At 45.5% G+C, this 24,532-nt stretch carries 25 protein-coding genes; 10 read left to right on the top strand and 15 right to left on the bottom strand.

Going from position 1 to position 24,532, the window contains the following annotated elements; all coding sequences use genetic code 11:
* Positions 1–268: 268 nt before the first annotated feature.
* The 3 genes from CUS_RS00240 to CUS_RS00245 all read right to left on the bottom strand — a co-directional run bounded on the left by CUS_RS00240 (position 269) and on the right by CUS_RS00245 (position 2,304).
* A complete protein-coding gene (locus CUS_RS00240; protein WP_002846868.1) occupies positions 269–811 on the bottom strand; it encodes an NAD(P)H-dependent oxidoreductase in 543 nt (180 codons plus the stop codon).
* Positions 812–880: 69 nt separating this feature from the next.
* On the bottom strand, positions 881–1,045 hold the full coding sequence (locus CUS_RS19675; RefSeq protein ID WP_157769474.1) for a hypothetical protein: 165 nt from the start codon (positions 1,043–1,045) through the stop codon (positions 881–883).
* A 254-nt stretch (positions 1,046–1,299) separates the two neighbouring features.
* Positions 1,300–2,304, bottom strand: coding sequence for a hypothetical protein (locus tag CUS_RS00245; protein ID WP_002846812.1), 1,005 nt, complete (start codon positions 2,302–2,304; stop codon positions 1,300–1,302).
* Between the two features lie 558 nt (positions 2,305–2,862).
* On the opposite strand from CUS_RS00245, the gene CUS_RS00250 reads away from it, so the two are divergent.
* Positions 2,863–4,200, top strand: coding sequence for an MATE family efflux transporter (locus tag CUS_RS00250; RefSeq protein ID WP_002846793.1), 1,338 nt, complete (start codon positions 2,863–2,865; stop codon positions 4,198–4,200).
* A gap of 403 nt (positions 4,201–4,603) precedes the next feature.
* On the opposite strand, the gene CUS_RS18375 is transcribed toward CUS_RS00250, so the two are convergent.
* The 6 genes from CUS_RS18375 to CUS_RS00280 form a co-directional block, all read right to left on the bottom strand.
* Complete coding sequence (locus CUS_RS18375; protein ID WP_157769475.1) at positions 4,604–5,404, bottom strand: CPBP family intramembrane glutamic endopeptidase; 801 nt, start codon at positions 5,402–5,404, stop codon at positions 4,604–4,606.
* Between the two features lie 291 nt (positions 5,405–5,695).
* Entirely contained in the window at positions 5,696–6,385 is a 690-nt protein-coding gene (locus tag CUS_RS00260) for a class II aldolase/adducin family protein (protein WP_037275807.1), read from the bottom strand.
* Positions 6,386–6,418: 33 nt separating this feature from the next.
* Positions 6,419–6,982, bottom strand: coding sequence for an RNA 2'-phosphotransferase (locus tag CUS_RS00265; RefSeq protein WP_002846792.1), 564 nt, complete (start codon positions 6,980–6,982; stop codon positions 6,419–6,421).
* Between the two features lie 26 nt (positions 6,983–7,008).
* Positions 7,009–7,443, bottom strand: a complete 435-nt coding sequence (locus tag CUS_RS00270) for an RbsD/FucU family protein (RefSeq protein WP_002846837.1) — start codon at positions 7,441–7,443, stop codon at positions 7,009–7,011.
* Positions 7,443–8,915 (bottom strand): rhamnulokinase, encoded by a 1,473-nt coding sequence (locus tag CUS_RS00275; RefSeq protein WP_002846819.1) that lies wholly within the window; start codon positions 8,913–8,915, stop codon positions 7,443–7,445. The genes CUS_RS00270 and CUS_RS00275 overlap by 1 nt, the downstream gene beginning before the upstream one ends.
* 94 nt (positions 8,916–9,009) lie before the next feature.
* On the bottom strand, positions 9,010–10,812 hold the full coding sequence (locus CUS_RS00280) for an L-fucose isomerase (protein WP_002846851.1): 1,803 nt from the start codon (positions 10,810–10,812) through the stop codon (positions 9,010–9,012).
* 417 nt (positions 10,813–11,229) lie between these two features.
* On the opposite strand from CUS_RS00280, the gene CUS_RS00285 reads away from it, so the two are divergent.
* From CUS_RS00285 to CUS_RS00300, 4 genes are read left to right on the top strand one after another with little or no spacing between them, the layout of a single operon-like run.
* On the top strand, positions 11,230–11,706 hold the full coding sequence (locus CUS_RS00285) for a DUF2975 domain-containing protein (RefSeq protein ID WP_002846808.1): 477 nt from the start codon (positions 11,230–11,232) through the stop codon (positions 11,704–11,706).
* A gap of 12 nt (positions 11,707–11,718) precedes the next feature.
* Positions 11,719–11,919: a helix-turn-helix domain-containing protein gene (locus CUS_RS00290; protein ID WP_002846791.1), complete on the top strand. Its 201-nt coding sequence runs from the start codon at positions 11,719–11,721 to the stop codon at positions 11,917–11,919.
* Positions 11,886–12,575 (top strand): hypothetical protein, encoded by a 690-nt coding sequence (locus CUS_RS00295; RefSeq protein WP_157769476.1) that lies wholly within the window; start codon positions 11,886–11,888, stop codon positions 12,573–12,575. The genes CUS_RS00290 and CUS_RS00295 overlap by 34 nt, the downstream gene beginning before the upstream one ends.
* Positions 12,562–14,172: a DUF4153 domain-containing protein gene (locus tag CUS_RS00300; protein ID WP_002846781.1), complete on the top strand. Its 1,611-nt coding sequence runs from the start codon at positions 12,562–12,564 to the stop codon at positions 14,170–14,172. The genes CUS_RS00295 and CUS_RS00300 overlap by 14 nt, the downstream gene beginning before the upstream one ends.
* A 103-nt stretch (positions 14,173–14,275) precedes the next feature.
* Here CUS_RS00300 and CUS_RS00305 read toward each other — a convergent pair whose 3' ends face one another.
* Entirely contained in the window at positions 14,276–15,112 is an 837-nt protein-coding gene (locus tag CUS_RS00305; RefSeq protein WP_002846841.1) for a hypothetical protein, read from the bottom strand.
* A gap of 224 nt (positions 15,113–15,336) precedes the next feature.
* A complete protein-coding gene (locus CUS_RS00310) occupies positions 15,337–16,395 on the bottom strand; it encodes a GGDEF domain-containing protein (RefSeq protein ID WP_002846848.1) in 1,059 nt (352 codons plus the stop codon).
* Between the two features lie 161 nt (positions 16,396–16,556).
* Here CUS_RS00310 and sfsA point away from each other — a divergent pair, with 161 nt between their 5' ends.
* Entirely contained in the window at positions 16,557–17,243 is a 687-nt protein-coding gene (gene sfsA, locus CUS_RS00315; protein WP_002846785.1) for a DNA/RNA nuclease SfsA, read from the top strand.
* Here sfsA and ymfI read toward each other — a convergent pair.
* Together ymfI and CUS_RS19680 are read right to left on the bottom strand one after the other, a co-directional pair.
* On the bottom strand, positions 17,240–17,980 hold the full coding sequence (gene ymfI, locus CUS_RS00320) for an elongation factor P 5-aminopentanone reductase (RefSeq protein ID WP_037275811.1): 741 nt from the start codon (positions 17,978–17,980) through the stop codon (positions 17,240–17,242). The genes sfsA and ymfI overlap by 4 nt on opposite strands.
* Before the next feature lie 90 nt (positions 17,981–18,070).
* A complete protein-coding gene (locus CUS_RS19680; RefSeq protein ID WP_002846855.1) occupies positions 18,071–18,220 on the bottom strand; it encodes a hypothetical protein in 150 nt (49 codons plus the stop codon).
* Between the two features lie 193 nt (positions 18,221–18,413).
* Here CUS_RS19680 and CUS_RS00325 point away from each other — a divergent pair, with 193 nt between their 5' ends.
* The 3 genes from CUS_RS00325 to CUS_RS00335 are packed head-to-tail and all read left to right on the top strand — an operon-like array spanning position 18,414 to position 22,900.
* Positions 18,414–18,959, top strand: coding sequence for a hypothetical protein (locus CUS_RS00325; protein ID WP_002846843.1), 546 nt, complete (start codon positions 18,414–18,416; stop codon positions 18,957–18,959).
* Positions 18,960–18,986: 27 nt separating this feature from the next.
* Positions 18,987–20,120: an exonuclease SbcCD subunit D gene (locus CUS_RS00330; protein WP_002846802.1), complete on the top strand. Its 1,134-nt coding sequence runs from the start codon at positions 18,987–18,989 to the stop codon at positions 20,118–20,120.
* Positions 20,117–22,900: an AAA family ATPase gene (locus tag CUS_RS00335; protein ID WP_002846798.1), complete on the top strand. Its 2,784-nt coding sequence runs from the start codon at positions 20,117–20,119 to the stop codon at positions 22,898–22,900. Before CUS_RS00330 ends, CUS_RS00335 begins: the two co-directional genes overlap by 4 nt.
* Here the strand turns inward: CUS_RS00335 and CUS_RS00340 are convergent.
* Both CUS_RS00340 and CUS_RS00345 read right to left on the bottom strand, forming a co-directional pair.
* A complete protein-coding gene (locus CUS_RS00340; protein ID WP_002846861.1) occupies positions 22,887–23,408 on the bottom strand; it encodes a nucleoside recognition domain-containing protein in 522 nt (173 codons plus the stop codon). The genes CUS_RS00335 and CUS_RS00340 overlap by 14 nt on opposite strands.
* Positions 23,395–23,970 carry a nucleoside recognition domain-containing protein gene (locus CUS_RS00345; RefSeq protein WP_002846799.1) on the bottom strand — a complete coding sequence of 192 codons (576 nt, stop codon included), beginning with the start codon at positions 23,968–23,970 and terminating at the stop codon, positions 23,395–23,397. The genes CUS_RS00340 and CUS_RS00345 overlap by 14 nt, the downstream gene beginning before the upstream one ends.
* Positions 23,971–24,265: 295 nt before the next feature.
* Here CUS_RS00345 and CUS_RS00350 point away from each other — a divergent pair, with 295 nt between their 5' ends.
* The gene (locus CUS_RS00350) at positions 24,266–24,511 is read left to right on the top strand and encodes an AbrB/MazE/SpoVT family DNA-binding domain-containing protein (RefSeq protein ID WP_002846805.1); all 246 of its coding nucleotides are present in this window, start codon (positions 24,266–24,268) and stop codon (positions 24,509–24,511) included.
* Positions 24,512–24,532 lie beyond the last annotated feature (21 nt).

Raw genomic sequence — 24,532 nt, forward strand, 5'->3', positions numbered from 1 at the left:
TCTTTCCTTCCCCAAGCGGTACACCCATACCGCATATACCTGAAAAAAGCCGTCCTTTTTACCCGAGGACGGCTTTTTTTGCTGTTGTATATCATTCTTATTATGGCTTTCCCTTTAGAACATCGGCTGAAAATGCGGTAAACAAAAGGATAATCGAGCGCCCATATCTTTAGATATACGCCAGCCACCTTAAATTCTGTAAAAAATGTTTTTGTGGTGTGTCAGCGGGATACCCACGATCATCTTATACCTGTACAAACCAAAGTTTTCAGGCATTCTCCATCGCATCACGGAGTATCTTCTCGGAGTCCATGCCTGCAATATCAAGCATCTCCGCCACAACAAGCCTTGTATTCTTTATGCCGAAACAGCCCTGTGCCAGTGCCTTGATATAATCATAGCTGAAATCGGGGATATATTTGCCGCCCGCAGTGGTCACATAGACCAGTTCATCTGCACTGCACATGCCTACAGGCGTGCCGTCCGAAGAATAGTGCGAAACTATGCCTACCGCATAAATGTTCTCGATGTAGACTTTCAGCAATGATGGAAAAGAACCGTCCCAGAATGGCGCGGCTATGACTATCTTATCTGCATTTGCAAACTGATGTGCGCGGTCGAACATTGAGTTCTCCAGTTCTCCCGCGTTGAGCAGTTCGGTGCGTTTGCACAGCTTTTTTTCGTTCAGCGGCTTTATGTCCTCAGCAGGCAGAAATACCTCATTGTATTCACCCATTTTTTTCAGCACAGCCTGCGCCAGACGTTCAGTACGTGAACCCCGTCTTATACAGCAATTGATATAAAGTACCATTCAGACTCCCCCTTGTCTACCGAACTATGTTTATCATATTCGTCAGTTCTTTCCAGACGCACTTTTCTGTTATCTTCCCACCGTCAGCCGCCGATATGCGTTCACAGCGGCATATGGCGGATATCCTGTGCCCGATATGCCGAGATAGCTGTCTGCATTCCCGATCTTTCCGCATGCGGCTGAATATCCGTTATCTTTCCACGCGCCGAAATCACGGGCAAGAAAACTTATCAATAAAAGTTCTTTGAAATGCTGTCATTCCAGGTGTTATTTTTTAAGGGACAACTATATTATTTTTCGTGGTTATTCCGCTGACGCACCACAAGAAAAGGCGGTTTATGTACATCTTATCCCCGACTCAGGCGAGGTAAAGATATACAACATTAAACCGACATTTCGTTCACCGCATTTTCAAATGGTGTGCTAAAGAGATAGCCATGTTATTTTTTCCGACCGTCTGAAACAGCAGTTCGGCGGGCGGTCACAATTTACTTTATCTCTATATGGTCTATCTTCATCCAGTCTATGGAATATATCTCACCTGACGGCACTGTCATCTCGATCGGGTCGCCCGCGCTGAGGACCAGCTTGATATCGACATCGGTATCTCCTGCGTTGGTAAGCAATCCGCTTATACCGACATCGATCTTCTCGCCCTTTTCGACACCATTGACGAAAACTGTAGGTATCTCAAGGTCATCGGGACTCAGCATATCAGTGGTGAGTTTCTCGACGCTGACATAGAAATTCTCTCCTGCCGAGAATATGTATTGTTCTTCCCTGCCGATATCCTCTATCTCCTTGATCGGGTATGTATAAGTAGAGGTCATGTAATCCCAGTCGTTCATGACATGCACGACAAGGTCAGTATCGGTATCGTTGACGAATACAGGCATTTCCTCTTTGCTTTCTGCTTTGTAGAGTTTGCCCTCTTCAAATTCAGAGAGTTTGACCTCGCCGTCATAACTCCATTCAACTATATCCTTGCCGATCGTGGGGTCAAACTTTTCAGCTATCTCTTCGCCCGACAGCGCACCGTAGCTTTCGCCTGTCAATGTGCTGATAAGTTCGTAATCGCCCAGTTTGCCGCTTGACGCATCTGTCTTTAAAAGGTAATTTGAACTGAATTTGAAAAGCACATCGCCAAATTCCTTGTCCATTTCAAGCGAATAGAATGTGCCGTAATCATCATCAAGTATAAGATCGACCGAGTATTTCTCGCCTATCAGACCACTGCCGACTATCTGATATTCCTTGACACCAGCGGGCGCCTCTACAGTCTGCCCGAAAACGACTGCTTCGCCCTCGTTTTCAGTGGTGATCTCTGTATTATCTGCGGTTTCTTCCGACCCGGATGTGATCTCGTCAGCCGATGACGCTTCTGCCGCAGAGGAATTTTCTGCCTTTGAATTGCTCGACTTTTCCTTATCGCCGCATGCTGTCATGCCAAGACACATGACAAGTGCAGCCGCCATTGCTATCGTTTTTTTCATTTTTACCTCTCCTTATCTTGATATCGGTTAAATAGTAAACGACATACTTATTTCTGCATTCATCGCTCGCAGACGCTATGTTTTTGGCAGCTGTCAGCGATGAATGTTCTGAGATCTATATCTTTACTACAGGACATGCTCTTCCCATATATTATAACACAACAACTCCATCGGTGCAAGAATAATTAAGCAATTTGACGGTTTCTATGAACTTAAACTTGCACAAAGTTTTAAACAGCTTTTTGTGCATCACAACGGTCATCATCAAATATGAGGTGATTTTTCACATTATAGCATATTATCAAAAACGAAAGCACAGCAAAATGCTCAGTAGGAGTCAAAAAGTGTTAATGAATTTGACCATTTAAATTTGTGCATTCTGACTTAACATTGGTTCTGTGACTTTGAACACACAGATGCGCTTGACACTTTTTTTGATCTATGGTATAATATTATCGCTGGTTCGGAGGGCAACACATTCGACAGAAATGTAATGCCGGATAAGACCGCAGGCTGAGATGTCTGCTGTTTTATCCGGCTTTTTTGATGGAGGTAACTATGAAAGACAATGATTTTACAAGCGGTGCCATTCTGCCTAAGCTGCTGAAATTCATGCTGCCCGTACTATTTGCAATGTTTTTGCAATCGCTGTACGGTGCGGTCGATTTGCTGGTAGTAGGGCGTTTCAGTGATAACTCGGCAGTTTCGGCAGTTTCAACAGGTTCGCAGATAGTACTTACACTGACGAACATTCTTGTCAGCTTTTCAATGGGCATAACTGTTTCGGTGGGGCAGAAGATAGGTCAGAAACGTCCCGAAGATGCCGCAAAGACCATCGGCACAGGGCTTCTGATATTCGCTGTTGTGGGGATCATGCTGACGATACTGTGCCTTGTGGGTGCTGAGATGCTGGCAAAGATAATGAACGCTCCCGCTGAGGCATTTAAAGTCACATCAAGCTACATAAGGATATGCGGTTCGGGATTTCTGATAATAACGGCTTACAATCTGCTGGGAAGCATTTTCAGGGGACTGGGCGATTCACGAACACCGCTGACAGCGGTGGGGATAGCCTGCATCTTCAACATAATCGGTGACATTTTCTTTGTGAAGAAACTACATATGGGTGCATCGGGTGCGGCGCTGGCTACGGTACTGGCACAGCTAATCAGCGTACTTATCTCACTGGTCATAATCAGGCGGACTGAACTGCCCTTTGAATTCAGAAAATCGCACATAAAATTCGACAAGCCCTGTGCCGTGTCTATCTTCCGCATCGGCACGCCTATTGCTTTACAAGATCTGCTGGTGGGGATATCTTTTCTTGTGATGCTTGCTATCGTCAACGATATCAGCCTTACAGCTTCGGCAGGTGTGGGTGTGGCTGAGAAAGTCTGTGCGTTTATAATGCTGGTACCTGCGGCGTTCATGCAGTCGATGTCGGCTTTTATGGCGCAGAATTACGGCGCGGGCAAATATGACAGGGCTTCAAAGGCGCTGAAAACGGGAATCGCGGTATCATTCGTATTTGGCGTTATCATGTTCCTGCTGACATTCTTTCGCGGCGACCTGCTGGCAGGTATTTTCTCGAATGACAGCGAAGCAGTCGCCAACGCATGGGACTATCTGAAAGCATACGCCATCGACTGCCTGCTGACCTGCTTCCTGTTTTGCTTCATCGGCTACTACAATGGCATACAGCGCACAACTTTCGTTATGATACAGGGCATCTGCGGTGCATTTATGGTGAGGATACCCGTTGCGCTGATAATGCAGCGCGTGGGAGGAGGTTCGCTGTTCCACATCGGACTTGCTACACCATGCTCAACTGTTTTGCAGATAATCCTCTGCTTTGCGGTGTACAGACGTTTCAGCCAAAACAAGTCTGCCGCATGAAAGAACATAAGAAAACATAATATGGCTATCCCTTTAGCACACCAACTAAAAATGCGGTAAACAAAAGGATAATTGAGCGCCATACGCCAAGAACCTTAAGTTCTGTATACCCGCTGTTTTTGTGGCGTGTCATCAGGATAACCACAAAACATAATAATATCAAATACCTTCGCAAAACTGCCAGACGATGCAGTTTCGCGAGGGTAATTTTTTAGACTATACTCATCATATCATGCAAAAATGCGCTGGGTCATGTACGGATAAAAGCAAAACAGCCACCGCTTTTACAGCGGCGGCTTAGAGGAAATTATAGCAATCCACCTTAAAATTCAGACAAGATCCTGTCACAAAACCAATAGATCCGATTATGTGAATTAAATAGTTGGATCTATAGAAGCACATGTTATGCTTTCATGCTGTATTTAGGTTTGAAATATTTGAAGAACCACACAAGACAGCCCGCAAGCAAAATCATGTTGATGATCATATAACCGGTATTCATTATCACAAAGCCGTTGCGCCGGCTGTAGACCGACGAACCGAAGAGGTCAACTTTGTTAAAGTCGAAAAGACACAGGCTGTTGTGCGCTACATGTTCGATGATGACATAGATGATATTTTCGGTATAATAGTAGATAGTCGCCGCCACAAGCGCACCGACAAGCACATCAAAAAAACCCTGAATATTGTATAGGTGGATAGACGAAAATATGACTACAGGTAAAAATATTGTCATGCGTTTGCCGAAACTCTTTTTCATCACACCCATAAAGCTGAAACGGAATATCAGTTCTTCAAAAAAAGGTGCAAGCAGGCAGGAACATATCACCGAAATGACTGTTATACTGTTTTCGGAACCGGGGCGCACAGACATGGATCTGCTGAGTATCGCGCCGTCAATGGCTGTGGTCGTTTCGCAGGCTGACCAGACAAATAAAGTCAGCATGATCGGCACAGACCAGTCAAATCCCTTGAACTTGAAAGCCGATTTCAGTTCACAGCCCGACGTTTTTCGGGCAATTATGACGGCAAAGACTGAGGTCAGGGCGGTCGCGATCTCTGCCAAAAGGTGGGCGATATCAGCCTTAAGAGTTTCATCTGCAATAGTCAGATGGTCTTTCACCAGCGACATAATGACTGTCATCACAAGAAAAACCGCCATCATGCCGATAACAAGCAATATTGACTGTTTTTTTGGACTCATTTTATTCTGCCCCGTTTCACGCATATCAATTAATTTTGTGTCTGCCATTTAGTTATCCCTTTCTTTTGCATAGTTTTTAAGTATGTTAATTATATCACAAACAAGAAATTCTGCGAAAAAAAAGTCGCGAGCGGGCGTTCTTTTGTCGTGAAAAGAAGCAAGTCACAAAATATCAATAAATTACAAAATAAAATTTAATCAGCCAACACACACATTCCATATAAAGATACCGCCTCTCGTTGCAGCTGCGTCGAGAGGCGGGAAACAGTCCATTATATTGAACAGTTTTGCTTATTTATCATCACCCGAATACTTTTTATAGCCGGGATGCTTGCCTGTAACACCATACTGAGGGCGCATGCCGATCAAACGATCGATGTTCTCACGGTCGATGTCCTTGACACCGCCCAGAAGTCTGGCTACAAGCGATATCTGCGCCTGTAATTCGAGAGTTTCCATGCGGTAGTAAGCAGTCGTCAGGTCTGCGCCGACTGTCAGTGCGCCGTGATTTGTCAGAAGCATAACATCATGTTCCTGCAAATAAGGTTCGATAGCTTCAGGCACTTCAAAGGTAGAGGGCGTACCGTATGGGGTCAGCGGGACTGAACCGACTGCGATGACAGTTTCTATCATGCAGTAGTCGTCCAGCGGGATATGAGCGCAGGCAAAGCCCGTAGATACAGGCGGATGCGCATGCACGACAGCACCGACATCAGGGCGGTCATTATAGCACTTGATGTGCATTTTGACCTCAGATGACGGACGCCAGTCATCGGTAGGCTTCTCGATTATGTTGAAATCCTTGTCGATAAGACCGATGTGATCGCGGGTTATCTCGGCTTTTGAGATACCTGTTCTGGTGGCGAGAAATCGGTTATCGCCTACTTTTACGGTGACATTTCCATCATTGGCAGCCACCCAGCCTTTCTGCCACATTTTGTGACAAACTTCCACAATTTTATCCTTTATATCCTCGTACATATCCTTAGTTCCTTTCAAAATAGATGTCCAATTTTACGGATATTTAATTTCAGTGACATATTTCCACGGAATATCTTCGCTCTGCCATACACCATTTTCCGATATGCGGAACACGAAACCGTCAGCTGACATTTTTGCGGTGTCGATAACGAGAATTACAGGCTTTCCGTGACGAGAGCCTACCTTGACAGCAGTGTCCACATCTTTGGACAGGTGAACATAGTTGCGGCTCATTTTCAGAATGCCTTTCTCACGGATAGAATCAAGGCAGTCAGCGGCAGTACCATGATAAAGCACCGATGGCGGTTCGGCAATATTCATCTCAACATCGACCGCTATGCTGTGACCTTGATTTGCACGTATCTTCGACTTGTCAGCATTGAAAGAATATCGCTGTTTGTTGTTTTCTCGAACTATCCTCTCAAGCGTTTCGATATCCAGCTTTCTGCCTGTGGCGCAAACGCCTTTGATAAGAGCTTTCGTGTCAGCCCAGCCATGTTCGTCAAGAGTCAGACCGATGGTCTGAGGCTGATGGCGAAGAACAAGGCTGATAAATCTTCCCAGTGAAACATCGTCATTCTTTATCTTGTTACTCATTGTTATCTTGCTTTCATATATTTATATCATACTACACCTTTCTGGAGCATCACATTGGCATATACTGCCTTTTCGCCCGTTGCGATGATGGCGTAAGCGGTCTTTGCCTCCTCATAGAAAGCAAAGCGCTCTATCTCACCGATGGCTGACGCGCCGCGCGGGTCGTGCTTGGTGATGATTCGCTTGTATTCCTCCCAGATGGGTGTTTCGGCATCGTCGCCAGCCATCACCTGCATCAGCGAAACAGGCTTATCTACGTAGGTATCAAGCGGCAGCAAAGTTAAGATAGCGTCGAGAAGTTCAGGCACACCATGACCATCAGCGCGAATCACCTTACAGTTTTTGCCCATACTCTCGGCGGGAAAATTTCCGTCCGCAATAACTATCCTGTCAGAATGCCCCATCTCGCAGAGTGTTTTGAGCAACTCAGGTGAGAGTATGGGCGGTATGTTTTTAAGCATCATTTGCCTCCTATTATCAGTTTAAAATCTTCATATGCTTTCTCCCACTGCATGGGGCTGTCAGGCTCGTAGACCTCGACATTTTCAGACGCAGTAATTATTTGACGAGCCTGCGAAATATCTGCAATATCACCGCTCGCTATAAGTTGTACTGCAATATTCCCCAGCGCAGTAGCCTCAACAGGACCTGCGATAACACGGCGTTTGCAGGCATTTGCAGTCAGTTTGCAAAGCAGTTTGTCGCGGATGCCGCCGCCTATCATGTAAATGGCGTTGAAACGCCTGCCTGTGCAGCTTTCAAGACCCTCCACCGCCTGACGATATTTCAGAGCAAGGCTCTGGTAAATACAGCGAAGCAGCTGACCATCAGTTTCAGGCACAGGCTGACCGCTGTCAGCGCAGAAATCCCGAACCCTTTCGGGAATATCACCCGCAGATACAAAACGCGGATCATCAGGGTCGATATAGCTGCGGAATGGTTCAGCTTCGGCAGCCATTTTCTCCATATCAGCAAAAGTGACTTCCCTGCCCTCACGCGACCACTGTCGGCGGCTCTCCTGCAAAAGCCAAAGACCGATAATGTTTTTCAGGAAAGAGATCTTACCGCCAAAACCGACCTCATTTGTAAGCCCGTTTATTCGGGCATTTTCGTCTGTCAATGGTTCATCGAGTTCAGTACCCAGCAAGCTCCATGTACCGCAGCTAAGGAATGCAAAATCACCATTCGGCGCAGGAACAGCCGCCATCGCAGACTGCGTGTCATGTCCGCAGACTGCTATTACATCCATATCCCGAACATCAAGCTCTTTTCTTATATCATGACTAAGTGTACCGATTTTTGTACCCGCAGGAACAATATTGGTGAAAAGGCTCTCACGAATACCGAGTCGTTCTGCCACGCGGTAAGCCCAACATCTGCCCGACTGATCGTAAAGCTGGGTGGTCGAGGCAATGGACTGCTCAGTGACCTTTTCGCCTGTCAGAAAGAAGTTGAAAAGATCGGGCATCATCAACAGTTTGTCCGCCTGTTCCAGAAGTTCGGGTCTGTTTTTTTGTACAGACATCAGTTGAAAAGCCGTGTTGATCTCCATGAACTGGTTACCTGTTGCTGCGTAAAAGCTGTCTTTCGGGATCAGAGCAAAGGCATCTTCCATCATGCCTTTGGTACGGCTGTCGCGGTAGTGGACGGGATTTTCGATCAGCCGACCGTTCTTGTCGATCAGCCCGAAATCAACGCCCCATGTATCTACACCTAAGCTGTCCACTTGACCGTACTGTTTCGACTTTAAAAGGCTTTGCTTGACCTCATGGAATAGCCGCAGAAAGTCCCAGTACAATGTACCGCCCAAATTCACGGGGTCGTTGGAGAAGCGATGTATTTCCTCCAGCGTGATTCGTTCACCGTCAAAGTGTCCGATGACAGCCCTTCCGCTAGATGCACCGAAGTCGATCGCAAGAACTTTTTTGTCCATATAGCACCTCACATTTTAAGATATGCACACAGTCAGTCAGCACAGAAAAAATCCCGTTAAACGGACAGCTGTGGGCTTTCAAAAAAGTTATATATTACCTCATTCCGCGATACATAGGACCGTAGTTAGCGCATGCCCTGTAGTCTGCACCCTCCTTGTCCATACCGAAAGCATTCCATGAAGCAGGTCGGAATATCTTCTCTTCGGGAACGTTGTGCATCGCAACAGGTATGCGCAGAATAGATGCAAGCGTGATAATGTCAGCACCGATATGTCCATAACTTATAGCGCCGTGATTAGCACCCCAGTTATTCATAACATCATAGGCAGATTTAAATGGTGCAGCGTCGGTCACGCGGGGGGTGAACCATGTGCAGGGCCATGTGTAGTCTGTGCGCTTCCAGAGGATATCGTTGACCTCTTCAGGCAGCTTGACAGTCCATCCCTCAGCGATCTGGAGCATGGGTCCAAGTCCTTTAACAAGGTTCAATCTTATCATTGTAACGGGCATCTCAGCATCGGTGACATACCTTGAAGAAAAACCGCCGCCACGGAAATAGCCGCAGTCTGCGTAGTTCCATGTGGTCGCCGCAAGGATCTTCTTCTGATCTTCTTCTGTGACATTGAACCACTCTTTCATGACAGCATTGCCGTTCTCATCGGTTGCAAGTCCGCAGGCATCAAGGCAGGCAGCACCGGAATTTATAAGGTGGATAAATCCGCCAGCATCCTTTGCATGACCTGTCAGTTCATAGTTTGCAGCCTTTTTAAGTGCTTCAGGCGACCAATATGTACGTACATCTGCGAATATCTGTGCGCGATTTGTCAGCAGCTTCATGAACAGCATGCCCAGACCGTTGAGCACATCGTTCTCAGTTGCAAGAACATACGGCTCACGAGCGCCGTTCCAGTCGAAAGTTGTGTTGAGAAGAGCCTCAGGAAAGTCGCAGTTCGGGTAGAAATCCGTCCACTGGCGCTGCCCCTGAAAGCCCGCAGCTATCGCGTTATGACCGACCATTTCCTCTTCACGACCCTTCGGCAGCTTGTCATTTCCGTTCATCAGGTCTTTGATGATGCACATCATCTTGACAACGAATTCCCAATCTTTCTCCTTTTCTTCGGGGGACTTTTGCAGGAAGTCGGGATTCTTGTCGAAGCCCTCCTTACAGTTCGCTTTTGTCCATGAAAGAGCCTTTTCATATTCGTCCTTGTCATATATCTCTTCGGTCATTCGGCGGATTATTTCGACCTCATCGACCGATTCGACACGCATGCCGAGATAGTCTTCAATAAAAGCGGGATCAATTATGGAACCGCCTATACCCATGCAGATAGAGCCTATCTGCAAATAGCTCTTACCTCGCATAGTCGCAACTGCAACAGCAGCTCTGCCGAAGCGAAGCAGCTTTTCCTTTACATCTTCGGGTATCTCAGAATCATCAGCTTCACATACGTTTCGTCCATATATTCCAAAAGCAGGCAGACCTTTCTGAGCATGAGTTGCCAGAACAGATGCCAGATATACCGCGCCTGGACGCTCAGTGCCATTAAATCCCCAGACTGCTTTAATGGTATTTTTATCCATATCCATAGTTTCAGCGCCATAGCACCAGCATGGGGTGACTGTCAGGGTTATATCAACGCCGCATTTTTTGAATTTAGCCTCGCAGGCAGCAGCCTCAGCGACGCGACCGATGGTCGTATCAGCGATAACGACCTTGACAGGTTCGCCGTTGGAATAGCGCAAATTTTCCTCAAACAGCTTAGCTGCGGACTTTGCCATATTCATAGTCTGTTCTTCAAGCGATTCACGAACGCCCAGAGCACCGCGTCTGCCGTCAATAGTAGGACGAATGCCGATAACGGGATAATCACCGAGATATCTGTTTTTTGCCATAATATTATCCTCCTTATATAAGGTCTTTATAATCCGTATACAAGAATTATAACATATTTTTCGCTTTTTGTCTGTATTAGTTATATAGAATTTCTAGTAGTATTTTTATTTATTTTGCATGAAATAATATTCTGTAATATGTATAAATTGTGCTGTGAAGTCAATTTGATCAAACAAAAAAAGATTTAGGTCAAACGTAATATAAATATATGAAACGTTGTTATTCGTTTTCAAGCAACAAATATTAATATATCTATATAATGAAAAACAATATCATTTTTTTGAATGTCAAATAATTTTTATCGTTTTTCGATATTTTACTATTGACAAACGAAAAAACATGTGCTATAATACATTCAGGCTGAGGGTGATGCCGAAGTCTTATTGTCGACAATATTTTATCAGGAGGAACAAAAAATGGTTAATGAGTTAACAGGCTGGTCGGAGATGAAATCGTTGAAATTATCGCGATTTCTGGTGATAGGGTTATTTTTCCTGCTTATCGTCATACTGTTCACAGCGCACATAATCGCTGAATGGTTCGGTATAATATCGGTCGGAAAAGGACTTATCAGGGGAGGACTTGTAGCAGCAGTCACGGCGATGATCTATATTTGCGACATATTTGCAATTATTGCGGTCTATCACCTGCACAAGCTACTATCAAATATTGCGAAAAATGAGGTCTTTACCGCACAGAATTCACGATGCCTGAGAATCATTTCATGGTGCATAGTATTCGCGGGAATAACTTTCATCATATTCAGTCTGTGGAGATTCGAGTTCATGTTTGCCGCCTTTTTTGCGATGTTTCTGGGGCTTGTTATGCGTGTGCTGAAGAACGTTTTTGAGAAGGCAGTAGAATTGAAGTCAGAGAACGACTTCACGATATAAGGGGGCGTTCTTATGGCAATAATCGTTAACCTCGATGTAATGATGGCAAAGCGGAAAATATCTTCAAATGAACTGGCAGAAAAAATCGGTATCACAGCGGCAAATTTGTCTATACTAAAGACCGGCAAAGCCAAAGCTGTACGATTTTCCACCCTCGATAAGATCTGCGAGGTGCTTGAATGTCAGCCGGGAGATATTCTAGAACATGTGTAAAAGATATTAAAAAGGACAAAAAGATGGACAGCAAAAAAGATGTTAGATCAAGTATAAAATTATTTATCATAATTATTATAATAATTCTCGCTTTAGGACTTTTTCTGATATTCTTCCCATATATCCTGTTTGTGCTGGCAACAATTTTTGACAGCGAGGAAACGCTGTATAAAGGGAGTTTCACATCGTCAAACGGGGAAATAGTTAAGGCAGAAATAAGCGTGGCAGAACACTTTCTTTGCAAGGGTTCGATGACTTTAGAGGACGAAAAAGGTATCTACACCATTTATGCAATAAAGAATAACGATGAAAGTTCTCTGCCCTGTGACTATTATTCAGAAAAGATAAACGACGATGAATTTTTTGTATGGACAACCTACAATGACAATACTGAATATATAGTTTACAGCAATGAAGAGATCAGAGAAGGTGTGATAATTCTGGATCATACAAAAGCAGATCTAAAAAAAGCTAGAATTTATGATGACGATAAAGTCATTGCAAGAAAAGTCATTGAAACAGGGTTTTTGAGCAGAGTGCCCGATTCTTCGGATAAAAAAGGGTGGGAAGAATTACTGTCATACATAGATAAGTACAAAATATTAGACAATTCTCCGTCAACTTTGAAAGGAGCCGATCAACATGAACGAAAATAACGAAAACTTCGTAAATGCGATGCCATATCAGCAGCAACAGAGTTTTTTACCGCCATATGGCAATACTATCCCGCAATATCAAACAAAACCTAAGCCAACTTTCACGGGCAGAGAAAAAGTATTGTCAATTGTTATAGCAGTGCTTTCATTTTTGTTCGTACATTTTGTTCTCTGGAACTCGAAAGGCTTCTTTACCACTGCATTTTATCTGACTGCGCTGACAGTTTCGCTGACATATTTAAAGAAAATCGAGTACGAATTTTTGACCTCACATAAAGTATGGTCTGTTTTAATGTACAGCTTTTCTTTAGTATTCTCTATCACTGCCAATGATTTTGTAAAGCAGCTTGACTCTGTATTCCTGCATCTCGGTATAGCGTATCTTATCTATTCGGTGACATCAAAAACTCCTATGTTCGGCAGATTTGCGGTCTTTGAGATGCTCAAAAGCATCATCAGTAATCCACTATCACATTTTGGGAAAGAATATTCGGCAGTCAATAGCGCAGTCAAAAGTACAAAAAGAGGTACAGATATTAAAGCCATCATCTGTGGACTTGTTCTGGCACTTCCGCTGACCGTCATTGTGGCTGCTCTGCTGATCTCGGCTGATGAAGGTGTCGAAAAAATGCTGAATTCTTTGGCTGCAACAATCATGATGGAAAACGTATTTACATTCATACCTCAGTTTGCTGTATCGATCCCAGTTTCAGGCTATTTGTTCGGACTTATTTATTCACACACACATCCCGAAATTACAAAACCACTTGATGAAGAGCGCTGCAAGCAGTCTATGTCAAAGTTGAAAATCGCGGCAAATATGGCTGTTTACTCCGCTGTAACGCCCATATGCGTGCTTTATGTGATGTTCTTCATCTCGCAGACAAATTATTTTCTGTCCGCTTTTATGGGCAGGCTGCCTGAAAATTTCAGCTATTCCGAATATGCGCGAAAAGGCTTTTTTGAACTATTTGCGATCGAAGTGATAAACGCACTTGTGATCTTGTTTATGAACTTTTGCTCAAAAAGATCGGGTGATGAAAAAACCGCAGCACTCAAGATATACAGCGTTGTAATATCGATTTTCACGCTGCTTATAACTGCAACAGCCGTAAGCAAGATGTTTTTATATATCCAAAATTTCGGACTGACACAGCTTCGAGTTTACACCACATGGTTCATGCTGCTGACTGCAATAATGTTCATTTTTGTTATAATAAGACAGTTCAGATCAGGCTTTCCTTTTATGCGTTCGGCAGCAGTTGTATTTACAATTTTCTTCGGTATACTCTGCTTCTCTCGACCTGATGCGATGATCGCACGCTACAATATGGAAAATTGCACAGAACATCTTTCATATTATGATATAAGAAAAATGTCTGAACTCTCGGCTGACTCTGCGGCTGTTATACTGGAACCCAAATATCGTCAGATCATAAACGACAAATTCAAAAATTCTCATGACTGGTCTGACAGTGAGATGATGTTCGATCAAGGGTACGTTGAATTGGTCAGAAAAGCCAGATATGACCTTTCAAAAAGCGATTATAACGAGTACAATTTTTCTGCCATCAAGTTAAAGAAATTTATTGATTGACAGAAATCCTTGTCGAATGATATCCTCTACAATCATTATGTACAAAACGGATAGATCTACATAAAAATAAGCCTTACCGCATGGGTAAGGCTTATTGATTTAATCACTCAGTTTCAGCCGCGTCTGCCTTTTCTACATCAATATCGGCATCAAATTCAGACTCATCAAGCTCTTCCGATTCAACATCAGTATCTAAACCAAAACCGGAACTTTCAGTGTCGTCAGTCCAATCGCTGAGATCAGGGATAACGATACTGTCGATATCAAAAGAAAACTCTTTGAAAGTAGTTGTCTGCTCTAAACCGTAAGCTGACATCTCGATCTTGACAGGAGTTTTGCCGTCCTTCTCAAAGTAGTACTTATAAACTGTCACTTCACCGTCTTCATCACCGGATGGCATCTCACCGGAGATAAGATCGGGAGCATGGTAGGTTTCACAGATCAGGTCACCCTCTGCAATAACGCTGTCAATAAATATATAGCTGTCATCAACACCCATTGTATAGTTAGAAGTGTCCATATTTAAGTACATTTCATCAGGAGTTTCATCTTTAATATAACTCTTTTCTGCGTGGCTGAGCATATACATCACACCACCGATAACATACAGTTCCGTCTGATTCTCACCGTCACCGACACTCATATGATAGTCATCTCCGCTGACCTCGACCATTGTTGTAGTATCGTCCGTAAAATCGGACGATGTGACCATCAAAGTCCTGAAATTAGCGTTTTCTATCGACTTTGTGTAGGCCTCAGCCATTGTCAGCTCTTCGGTTTCGGTCGTTTCACTTTCAGCATTTGTGACACTCTCATCAGCAGCAGAAGAAGTGATCTTTTCAGCAGTTGAGTCCGCTTTTTCAGACTTCTTATCGCCGCAGCCGGCAAGTCCGCCGCAGCAGAGTGCAACAGCACATATAACAGCAATCAATTTTTTCATTTTACTTTTCCTTTCGCATTAATATCTCAGTAAATTGTAACACATTTCAGGACATCTCGTCAATAGCATATTTGACCAATTTATTACACATAAATGCTGAAAAACCACGCTATATGTTCAAACTTCTTTTTTAAATCAACAATTTACAATTTCAGACAAAATACATGTTTACGACCTAAAAAATGTCTGCAAAAGACAACTTTTGCAGACAATATTCTTATATATCAGACTCTTGCACGCCTGTCATGGGTCTTGTAATACTCTAATTTATCATTATACATTTTCGACTCTGCTGTGACGATGAGTGAATTCATGTCCACATTTTTGCCCTCATGAACATCAAATCCGACAGCTGCATGATATCCCTTGCCCGATATCTCACTGCACATATTCTTGATTTTGAAACGCGCATCTTCATGAGAAATATCCATCGCGAACGCCACATACTCATCACCGCCGATACGATAAGTGTCCGTTTTACCGAACTGTTTTTTTACCGCATCAGCCACGAAACGCAGCATGTCGTCACCAGCCTTGTGACCTTTTGTGTTATTCAGTTCGTGCAGACCGTTCACATCGATGTAAATACAACTTATGGAACGCTTGTACAACAGCGGGTATTTTCTGAGCCGCCATTCATAGCAATTTCGGTTATTCAGCCCCGTCAGCTGATCTGTTTCACTCATGACATGCAGCTTATTTTCAAGCACATATCCGCGTATTTTTGCGCGGTAGACCACCGTTTCCGACACTATGGAAAGCAGTCCGAAAATGATGGCATCAGTCACATCCACCGACAAAACAGGGTCTATTTTTGTACGCTTGGCGATCAAAATAAAAGCAACTATGTAAAAGATCAGCCAGAATGCCATGCGGATCGGTCTGTCAACAAAGATCAGCGGCACGAATATAAGCATGACCATGAATGTAACTGTCTGTTCTTCGGGACGAGTATACGTAGCTATGGCGATGCCGTAGATCAGAAAGACCGATATCGCCATGTACACCGACACATATGTCAGCACCCGAATGCGCCGCGATATAAGCGACACTGCCACCTGCACCAACGAAAAGATCATGCCAAAAATGTAAACAGGCTGTGATGATTTGAACCCCGTCTGGCTGAACGATAACAGGAACATTATAAAGATCAGCACAGTCGCCACAGATGCAAATACGAAAGCCATCAAACGGTTGTACTCTTCGATTTTTTCTTTTATCAAATTGTAACTCTCACGGTCGGTATCACCATACAGAGCGTATTTTTTTACCCTTTCAAGCAAGTAGCATCATCTCCTGCCGAAAATTGTTATAACTAATTATATCACAATTTTAAACTCACGTCAATATATTTAATAGAATATTATTTACAAAATTTTCTTTAAATATACTATAACTATTGCAAATTATGAACAGATATGTTATACTTTTAACGGTGATAGAAATGACATATCAAAACATTATACGCGGCGAATTCATCTCACGCCCAAACAGATTTATCGCAAATGTACTGATAAACGGACAGCAACAAGTCTGCCATGTAAAAAATACCGGCAGATGCAAGGAACTTCTTGTTGCAGGTGCAGAAGTCTGGGTGGAAAAATGCAGTGATCCTGCCCGCAAGACCGCTTACGACCTGATAGCTGTCAAAAAAGGCGACCGACTTATCAACATTGACAGTCAGGCGCCTAACAAAGCTGTTGCCGAATGGCTCGAACGTGAGAAGCCCTTTGGGGCTGAATTGAAGCTGTTACGTGAACAGACTTACGGCGGTTCACGGTTCGATATTATGTTGAAGTCCGATAAAACGGACAAACGAATATACATCGAAGTCAAGGGGTGCACCCTTGAACGTGACGGAATAGCACTATTCCCTGATGCGCCAACGGAGCGCGGGGTGAAACATCTGCGGGAACTTGCAGAATGCCGCAGGAACGGCAATGGAGCGGCACTGTTCGTACTCGTGCAGATGTCCGATATTTCGTACTTTTCTCCAAATTACGAAACCCACCGCGAGTTCGGTGAGGTCATGAAGGAGGCACAGCGGTGCGGTGTTCGGCTGATGTGCTATGACAGCATCGTCACGCCTGATAGCCTGACTGTCGGCAAGCCTGTGGAGATAAGACTTTAGAGCCACGCACCATCAACGCGAATTACCTGCCCCGTTATGTAGGCAGAAGCATCGTCTGCCAAAAATTTTACTGCCGCTGCGACATCATCGGGTGTACCAATGCGGCTGAGGGGTATCTCGTCAACCACTGCCTGCAAGTCTTCGGCAGAAAGTTCGGCATTCATCTTGGTATCGATAAGCCCACAGCTGACACAATTGACCCTCACCCCGCTCGGTGCGCATTCTTTTGCCAGCGCCCGTGTAAAGCCGATCATTCCGGCTTTTGCCGCTGAATACGCCACCTCACAGGAAGCGCCTACTTCGCCCCATACCGAAGATATATTTATGACACTGCCCTCATGCCGCGCAAGCATTTGCGGAAGTACTGCCTTTGTCAGGCGCATATGACCCAGCAGGTTGATATTCATAAGTTCGCACAGTCTATCATCTGTAAGGTCGGTGAAAAGCCCTATATCTGCTGTTCCCGCATTGTTGACCAGCAATTCCAACTGTCCGAATTTTTGTTCTGTTTCTTCAAGACAGCGCATTATGCTGTCGGGAGCGGTTATGTCGATATGCACCGCAGAAGCTGTCAGACCTTGTGCGGTGAGTTCTTCCGCCAGAACCTCCGCCTGCTTTTTTCCCGAAGAATAGCCTATCGCGGTAAGATAGCCCGCCTCTGCCAGTCTGCGGCATACAACACTGCCTATACCGCCCGAACCGCCTGTGACCAGTGCGGCTTTTTTTATCCTTCCCATAATATCAGTCCTTTCGGTATTATTATAACACATTAATGCGACCTTTGCAAGGTGTAAAAACTGCCCCCGCATCGGCGGAGGCAGTCTGCGCTATTCAGCACTTGCATCATGGTTTCGGAGGTCATCGAAGCTGACTGCACCAAGTTCTTCACCGACAGAAAAGCGCTTATCAAGAGGCTTATAGACCTTTGTGCCGTCTATGGGGTCAACAGGAGGAGGTAGTTCTTTGGGTTCGTTCATGGCTGTACTCCTTTCTATAATTATAGATTTAGTTTGCGCCGATCTCTGCGAGATATTCCCGCATGCCATTTCCAGTTTTTGGCGTTTAAGTACATTCTATCGTACAGTAAAATTATGGCTTTCAAAATCTATTGTATTGTGAAAAAATATGTGTTATAATATACCTATCACGAACTTGCAAGGAGTGTAAAAAATGAAATACGATAAGAAGAGCGCCCGCATCTACGCGCTTCTGAAAGGGTTACAGGCTGAGTTTTTCGGCATTTTTGTCATGCTTTTTTTCTGGGCAGTGGCAAAAGCGATGGGGCTGTTCGCAAACCTGATGTTCGGCTTCACGGGACTGATGTGCGTGGTCTGCATTCTGGCTGACTATGGGCTGAAACAGGGCAGTTCAGCAGCTTCGGCAGACAAGCTGCATGATGACGATGTGGGCAGTAAATTCGGCTGGCAGCTGGGGCTGATAGCAATGATGCCATTTGCGGTGACCGCTGCCTTGCTAATGATATCAAAACTCAGCGGCGGATTTGATTTTCTGGCAATTTACAAGTTAGCTAACGCTTGTCTTTTCCCGCTGCTGGATATCTTCGCGCATTCGCCTGATATCAAGGACTTCAGGCTTGGAGTCTTCGCGCTGATAGTCCCCTATCTGGCACTTTTTCCGATATCGACCTATATCGGCTTCAAGTGGGGCTACAACAAAGTTGATCTGAAGGATATGATCGTCTACAAAAAGAAGTGACCGCTTATTACCGAAAGGAGCAGATACATGAAACTTGCACATATCGCTGACCTGCATCTCGGCAAAAGGCTTGATAATTTCTCGCTTTATGAAGATCAGCAGCATATACTCACACAGATCATTGACATAGCGCTGAAAGAGTACTGTGACGGGATACTGATAGCGGGCGATGTTTACGACAAGAGCATGCCCTCAGCGGAAGCTGTGAGGCTGTTCAACGATTTTCTTACAAAACTCAGCAAGACCGACCTTTCGGTCTACATAATAAGCGGCAACCACGACAGCCCCGAACGTGTGGATTACGCCAGCGAGATGCTGAAAAAAGCAGATATACACATCTGTGCCGAATATAACGGCAAGCCTGATATAGTCACTGTCAGTGATGGATACGGCGAACTGGACATATGTCTGATGCCGTTTGTAAAGCCCTCGACGGTAAGGGCTTACCACCCCGATGCCGAGATCGAAAGCTACACCGATATGATGCGCACTGTCATCAAGGAGAGCGGGATAGATCTTGACAGGCGATGCGTGATGGTCTGCCACCAGTTCATTACAGGGTCATCTACCTGTGACTCGGAATATGCGGCGGTGGGAACGCTTGACAACATCGACGCATCGGTGTTTGAAGGCTTTGACTATGTGGCGCTGGGGCATCTGCACAGTCCGCAGAATGTTGGTAAGAATGCGCGCTACAGCGGCACTCCGCTGAAATACTCGGTATCTGAGATAGCACACAAAAAATCGGTGACGATAGTCGAATTAAAGGGCAAGGGCGAGGTGGAGATATCCACCGTTCCGCTGACACCGCTGAGAGATATGATACCACTCAAAGGCAGGTATGATGCGCTGATGTCACAGGAATTCTACAAGGATCTCGACCTTGACGCATTCTACAGCATCACACTGACTGACGAAGACGAGATACCTTATGTGCTAAACAAGCTGAGGACTGTCTACAAAAATATCGTTTCGCTGAATTACGACAATATCCGCACAAGGACAGAAACAGTCATAACAGGTGAAGTGAGCACCGAAACAAAATCGCCGCTGGAACTGTTCTCATCACTGTTCACCCAGCAGATGGGCAGAGAGATGGACGAAGCACAGAGCGAATATGTCAGAAACCTTATTGAAGAGATATGGGGGAATGAAGAATGAAGCCGCTGACACTTACCATGCAGGCATTTGGTCCTTATGCTGAAAAGACCACCATAGATTTCACCAAGCTGGGCGGACAGGGGCTTTACCTCGTAACGGGCGACACAGGTGCAGGCAAGACAACGATATTTGACGGCGTATGCTACGGTCTGTTTGGCAGAGCCAGCGGTTTCAGCAGGACGAACGACATGTTCAGGAGCGAATATGTGGGCGATGATGTTAAAACATATGTAGAACTCGAATTTCGTTATGGAGGAAAGACCTACAAGGTACACCGCGAACCTAAGCAGAAGACGCTGAAAAAGAAAGGAAGCGGTGTGACAGACCTCGCAACTGTAAACGAACTGTTCGCTGAAGGTCAGCTGACACCTGTTGCATCGGGTGAAGAAAAGGTCAACAAGGCGATAAAGGAGATACTGGGACTTAATTATGAGCAATACCACAATGTTGCCATGATAGCGCAGGGCAGTTTCGCAGAACTGCTGAACGCATCTACCGAAGACAGGACAAAGATACTGGGTGCTATCTTCCAGACAGGAAAATATGCGCAGTTACAGGAAAAGCTGAGGGTGAACACCAACGAAGCAAAGGACAGCTATGACCGTTCCTGCGACCATATGCTGCAACTGCTGAAAGGTGTCGAACTTAGCGATGATGACCCCGAATATGATATGATACGCTCGGCGGCTGAAAGTGCAGACAGCGTGAAAGCGGCTGAAAAATACATCGAAGACTGCTGTGTAAGGGCGCGTGACTTTGAGGAAGAGAGAAGCAAGGAAGCATCACAAGCCCATGCCGCCGCCGAAAAGGCACACAAGTCTGCCGCCCTTGAACTTGAAAACGGCAGAAAACTGGGTGAACTCTTCGACAAACTGACAGATGTGCAGAAAGGGCTTGAAAAACTTTCGCCGGAACTGACAGCGGCGGCATCAAATGCGGAAGAACTCCGTAAACGCAAGCCCGAACTGACAGAACTTATCGGCAGGACAGCCGCTGAGAAAAAACAGCTGCCGCTATATGACGAAGCTGAAAGGCTGCTGACAGATTCAGTGACACTGCAAAGAAACGCGGCAAAGCTGAAAAACGACCTCGACATACTGGGCAGCAGCATCAAGAGCGACAACGAGCGCCGCGAGGTGCTGAAGCAGTTTATCGATAGTCTGGGAGATATCGGCGCACAGCTTGCAAATACAAAGAACGAGATAGAGAACCGAACGAAAGAACTTGAAGAAGTAACAGCTGTAGGAAAAGACCTTTCGGAAGCAGAAAAACTAGGTGCGGAAGTGCAGTCGGCGCTGGAAGAATTTAATTACAAAAAAGAAGAAAGTAACAATGCCAACTCCGAGCATATCCGCCTTTTCAACCTTTACATTTCCGAACAGGCGGGTCTGCTGGCGGAAGAACTGGAAGAGGGCGTTCCCTGCCCCGTATGCGGTTCGACCCATCACCCGAACAAGGCGCACAGATCTGAAAAAGCCCCCGACAAACAGGCTGTGGACAGAGCAAAGGCTGTACTTGACAAGGCTATGAATGAAACAGAAAATGCTTCCCGCAGGTACGCAGCTGCACAGGCAGCGCACAGGACGGCTCTTGAAAACGCCATCTCACGCGCAGGCAAGTACGGCGAGGGTCTTACACCGGAACAGGCGCTTCAAAACACACGCGAGCAATACAAGGTCATAAACAAGGCATTGACAGAGGCTAAAAAACTCAGTATCGAACTGACACAAAAACGGGGGAAGAAAGATCAGGCAGAGCGTGAACTTACCGAACTGGAAGCCCGTGTAAAGCAGAACGAGCAGAAACTCAGTGAGGGCAGCAGCAATCTTAATGCCATGAACGCCACTGCCGAAGAAAAGCGCAGACAGGGCGAAAAACAGCTTGCAGACCTGCAATATCCAAATAGGCGCGAAGCCCTCGCGAAAATAGCTGAGATGGAAAAGAACTGTGATGCTCTGACAAAGGCTATGGACTCGGCAGAGCAAAAACTGGCTGAACTTGAAAAACTCAGCACTGAACTTAACGGAAAACTTAAAGCGCTGAAAGAACAGACTGCTGACAAGGAAAAGCCCGACTTAACGGCGCTGGAAAAGGCTCTGAAAGAAGCCGAGATAAGTGTGGCAGATGCTCTCGACAAGCGCGACCATGCAAAACACAGACACAATTCGGCAGAACAGCTGGTCAAAAGGCTGCACGATGAACTTATCCGCAACAGGCAGCTGAATGATGACTATGTGATGAAAAAGTCGGTCAGCGATACTGCAAACGGCTCACTTTCGGGCAAACAGAAAGTTCCGCTGGAAACCTACGTGCAGATGGAGTTTTTCGACAAGATACTGGCAAACGCCAACGTAAGACTGCTGCAAATGTCTGACAAGCAGTACGAACTGATACGCAGCAGCAATTCAAAAGGCAGGTCGAAATCAGGTCTTGAACTTGATGTAAAAGACCATTTCGGCAGCAGCGACAGAAGCGTGAAATCGCTGTCAGGCGGAGAGAGTTTCATGGCATCGCTGGCACTGGCTCTGGGCTTCTCGGACGAGATACAGCGTTCGACCGGCGGCGTGCAGATAGATTCGATGTTCGTGGATGAGGGTTTTGGCAGCCTTGACGAACAATCGTTGGATAAGGCGGTGAAAACTCTGACAGGTCTGGCTGAAAACTCGCGCCTTGTGGGAATAATCTCACATGTACACGAACTGAACGACAGGCTTGACAAGAAGATAATAGTCACAAAAGAAAAGGGTAAGGGCAGTCAGGTGCGCATCAGCCTTGAATAAGCAGCCGAACTGTCAATGACGACAATATGAACCCAGTGAGATCAGCTGCGGCAGCCGCAATAAAAATGCGGCTGTCGGGCTTTTTTCTTTGGGCGGCAGAATAAACGGCAATGGTATAAAAAGTAGTTTCGGTGGACGCCATAAGCACGCTCGCCGTTCTGCCTGCGAAGCTGTCAGGGTGGACGCGGCTGAAAAGTCGGCTGACAGCAGCGAGCGCTCCGCTGCCCGATATAGGACGAATAAACGCAAGATCAAGGCATTCTTTCGGGAAGCCGAGCCATTCGGTCACAGGTGATAACAGCGCAGCAAGCATTTCGGCAGCACCCGAAGATGTGAACATACCCACCGCTGTCATAAGCAGAACAAGCATGGGTATCAGCCCGAAAGCAGTTTGCAGACCCTCCCTAGCGCCCGCTGAAAATTCCTCAGCGAGGTCAACGCGGCGGGCAAGTCCGTACAACAATATGAACATTATCATCAGCGGAACTATCATGTCAGTTACGCGCATCTTTATCTACCCCCGAAAATAGTATCGCCGCCGTAACACAGCCAACTGCCGCCGCCGAAAGCGAAGTGACAAGCACCGCAGGCAATATCTCAAATGGCGCGGCAGAACCGTTTTCTGCCCGCAGCGCGGCTATCGTCACGGGTATGAGCTGTATCGAGGCGGTGTTAAGTACCGTCAGCAAAGCGGTATTGCGTTTGGGACGCGAACCTTTTCCAAGCGCTTTGACTGCGGCGATGCCTGTTGGAGTGGCAGCATTGCCCAGACCCAACAGATTTGCTGTCAGATTAAGACTGACTGCCTTGCGCGAATCGTCATCGAGTCTGCCAAAAAGCAGCCTTACCACAGGTGACAGCGCAGCTGACAGCTTTGCAGTAAGCCCGGATCTTTCTGCCACACGCATCAGACCGCACCACAAAGCCATCGAACCTCCCAGAAAAACTCCCAGTTCGACTGCATCAGTACACGCACTGACAGCCGAAGCTGAGATATCTTCCCACGACCCGTTCAGGCAGCCCGCCGTCACAGATATCAGCAGCATGACCACAATGATAAATGAAAGCATATAAGTCCTCTTTTCTGTACTTTTGGTAAATAACCATTCGTTAACTAATATTTTACATTTATTAATTAGAATAAATACCAAAATTAGTAATATTCAATACCCAAATTATGTCAGGAATTATTCAGACAGGTAATATTCAGATGTGCATTGTGCCGAAATTTGGTAATTCATGCAATATATTTGACATTTTCGTTAGTAACGCTTGACAAATGATAACTAAATTGGTATAATATTAACATGATGATGTTGACCGATAGTCGGTCGAAATTAATAGGAGAAAGGAATTGATCATCTCATGAAATCTACCGGAATAGTTAGAAAGGTTGACGAGCTGGGAAGGATCGTATTACCCATCGAACTCAGAAGAAGCTATGATCTTGCTGTCAAGGATGCTATCGAGATCTACACCGAGGACGATATGATAATACTCAAAAAGTTCCAGAGAAGCTGTGTTTTCTGCGGTAAGACCGAGAACCTTGTTGATTACAAGGGCAAATCCATCTGTGCTGACTGTGCAACAGAGATAAAGGGCGCTAAGTGATCTGACACGCCATATTGGATC

This window comes from Hominimerdicola alba 8, from assembly GCF_000178155.2.
Lineage (GTDB): Bacteria > Bacillota > Clostridia > Oscillospirales > Ruminococcaceae > Hominimerdicola > Hominimerdicola alba_C.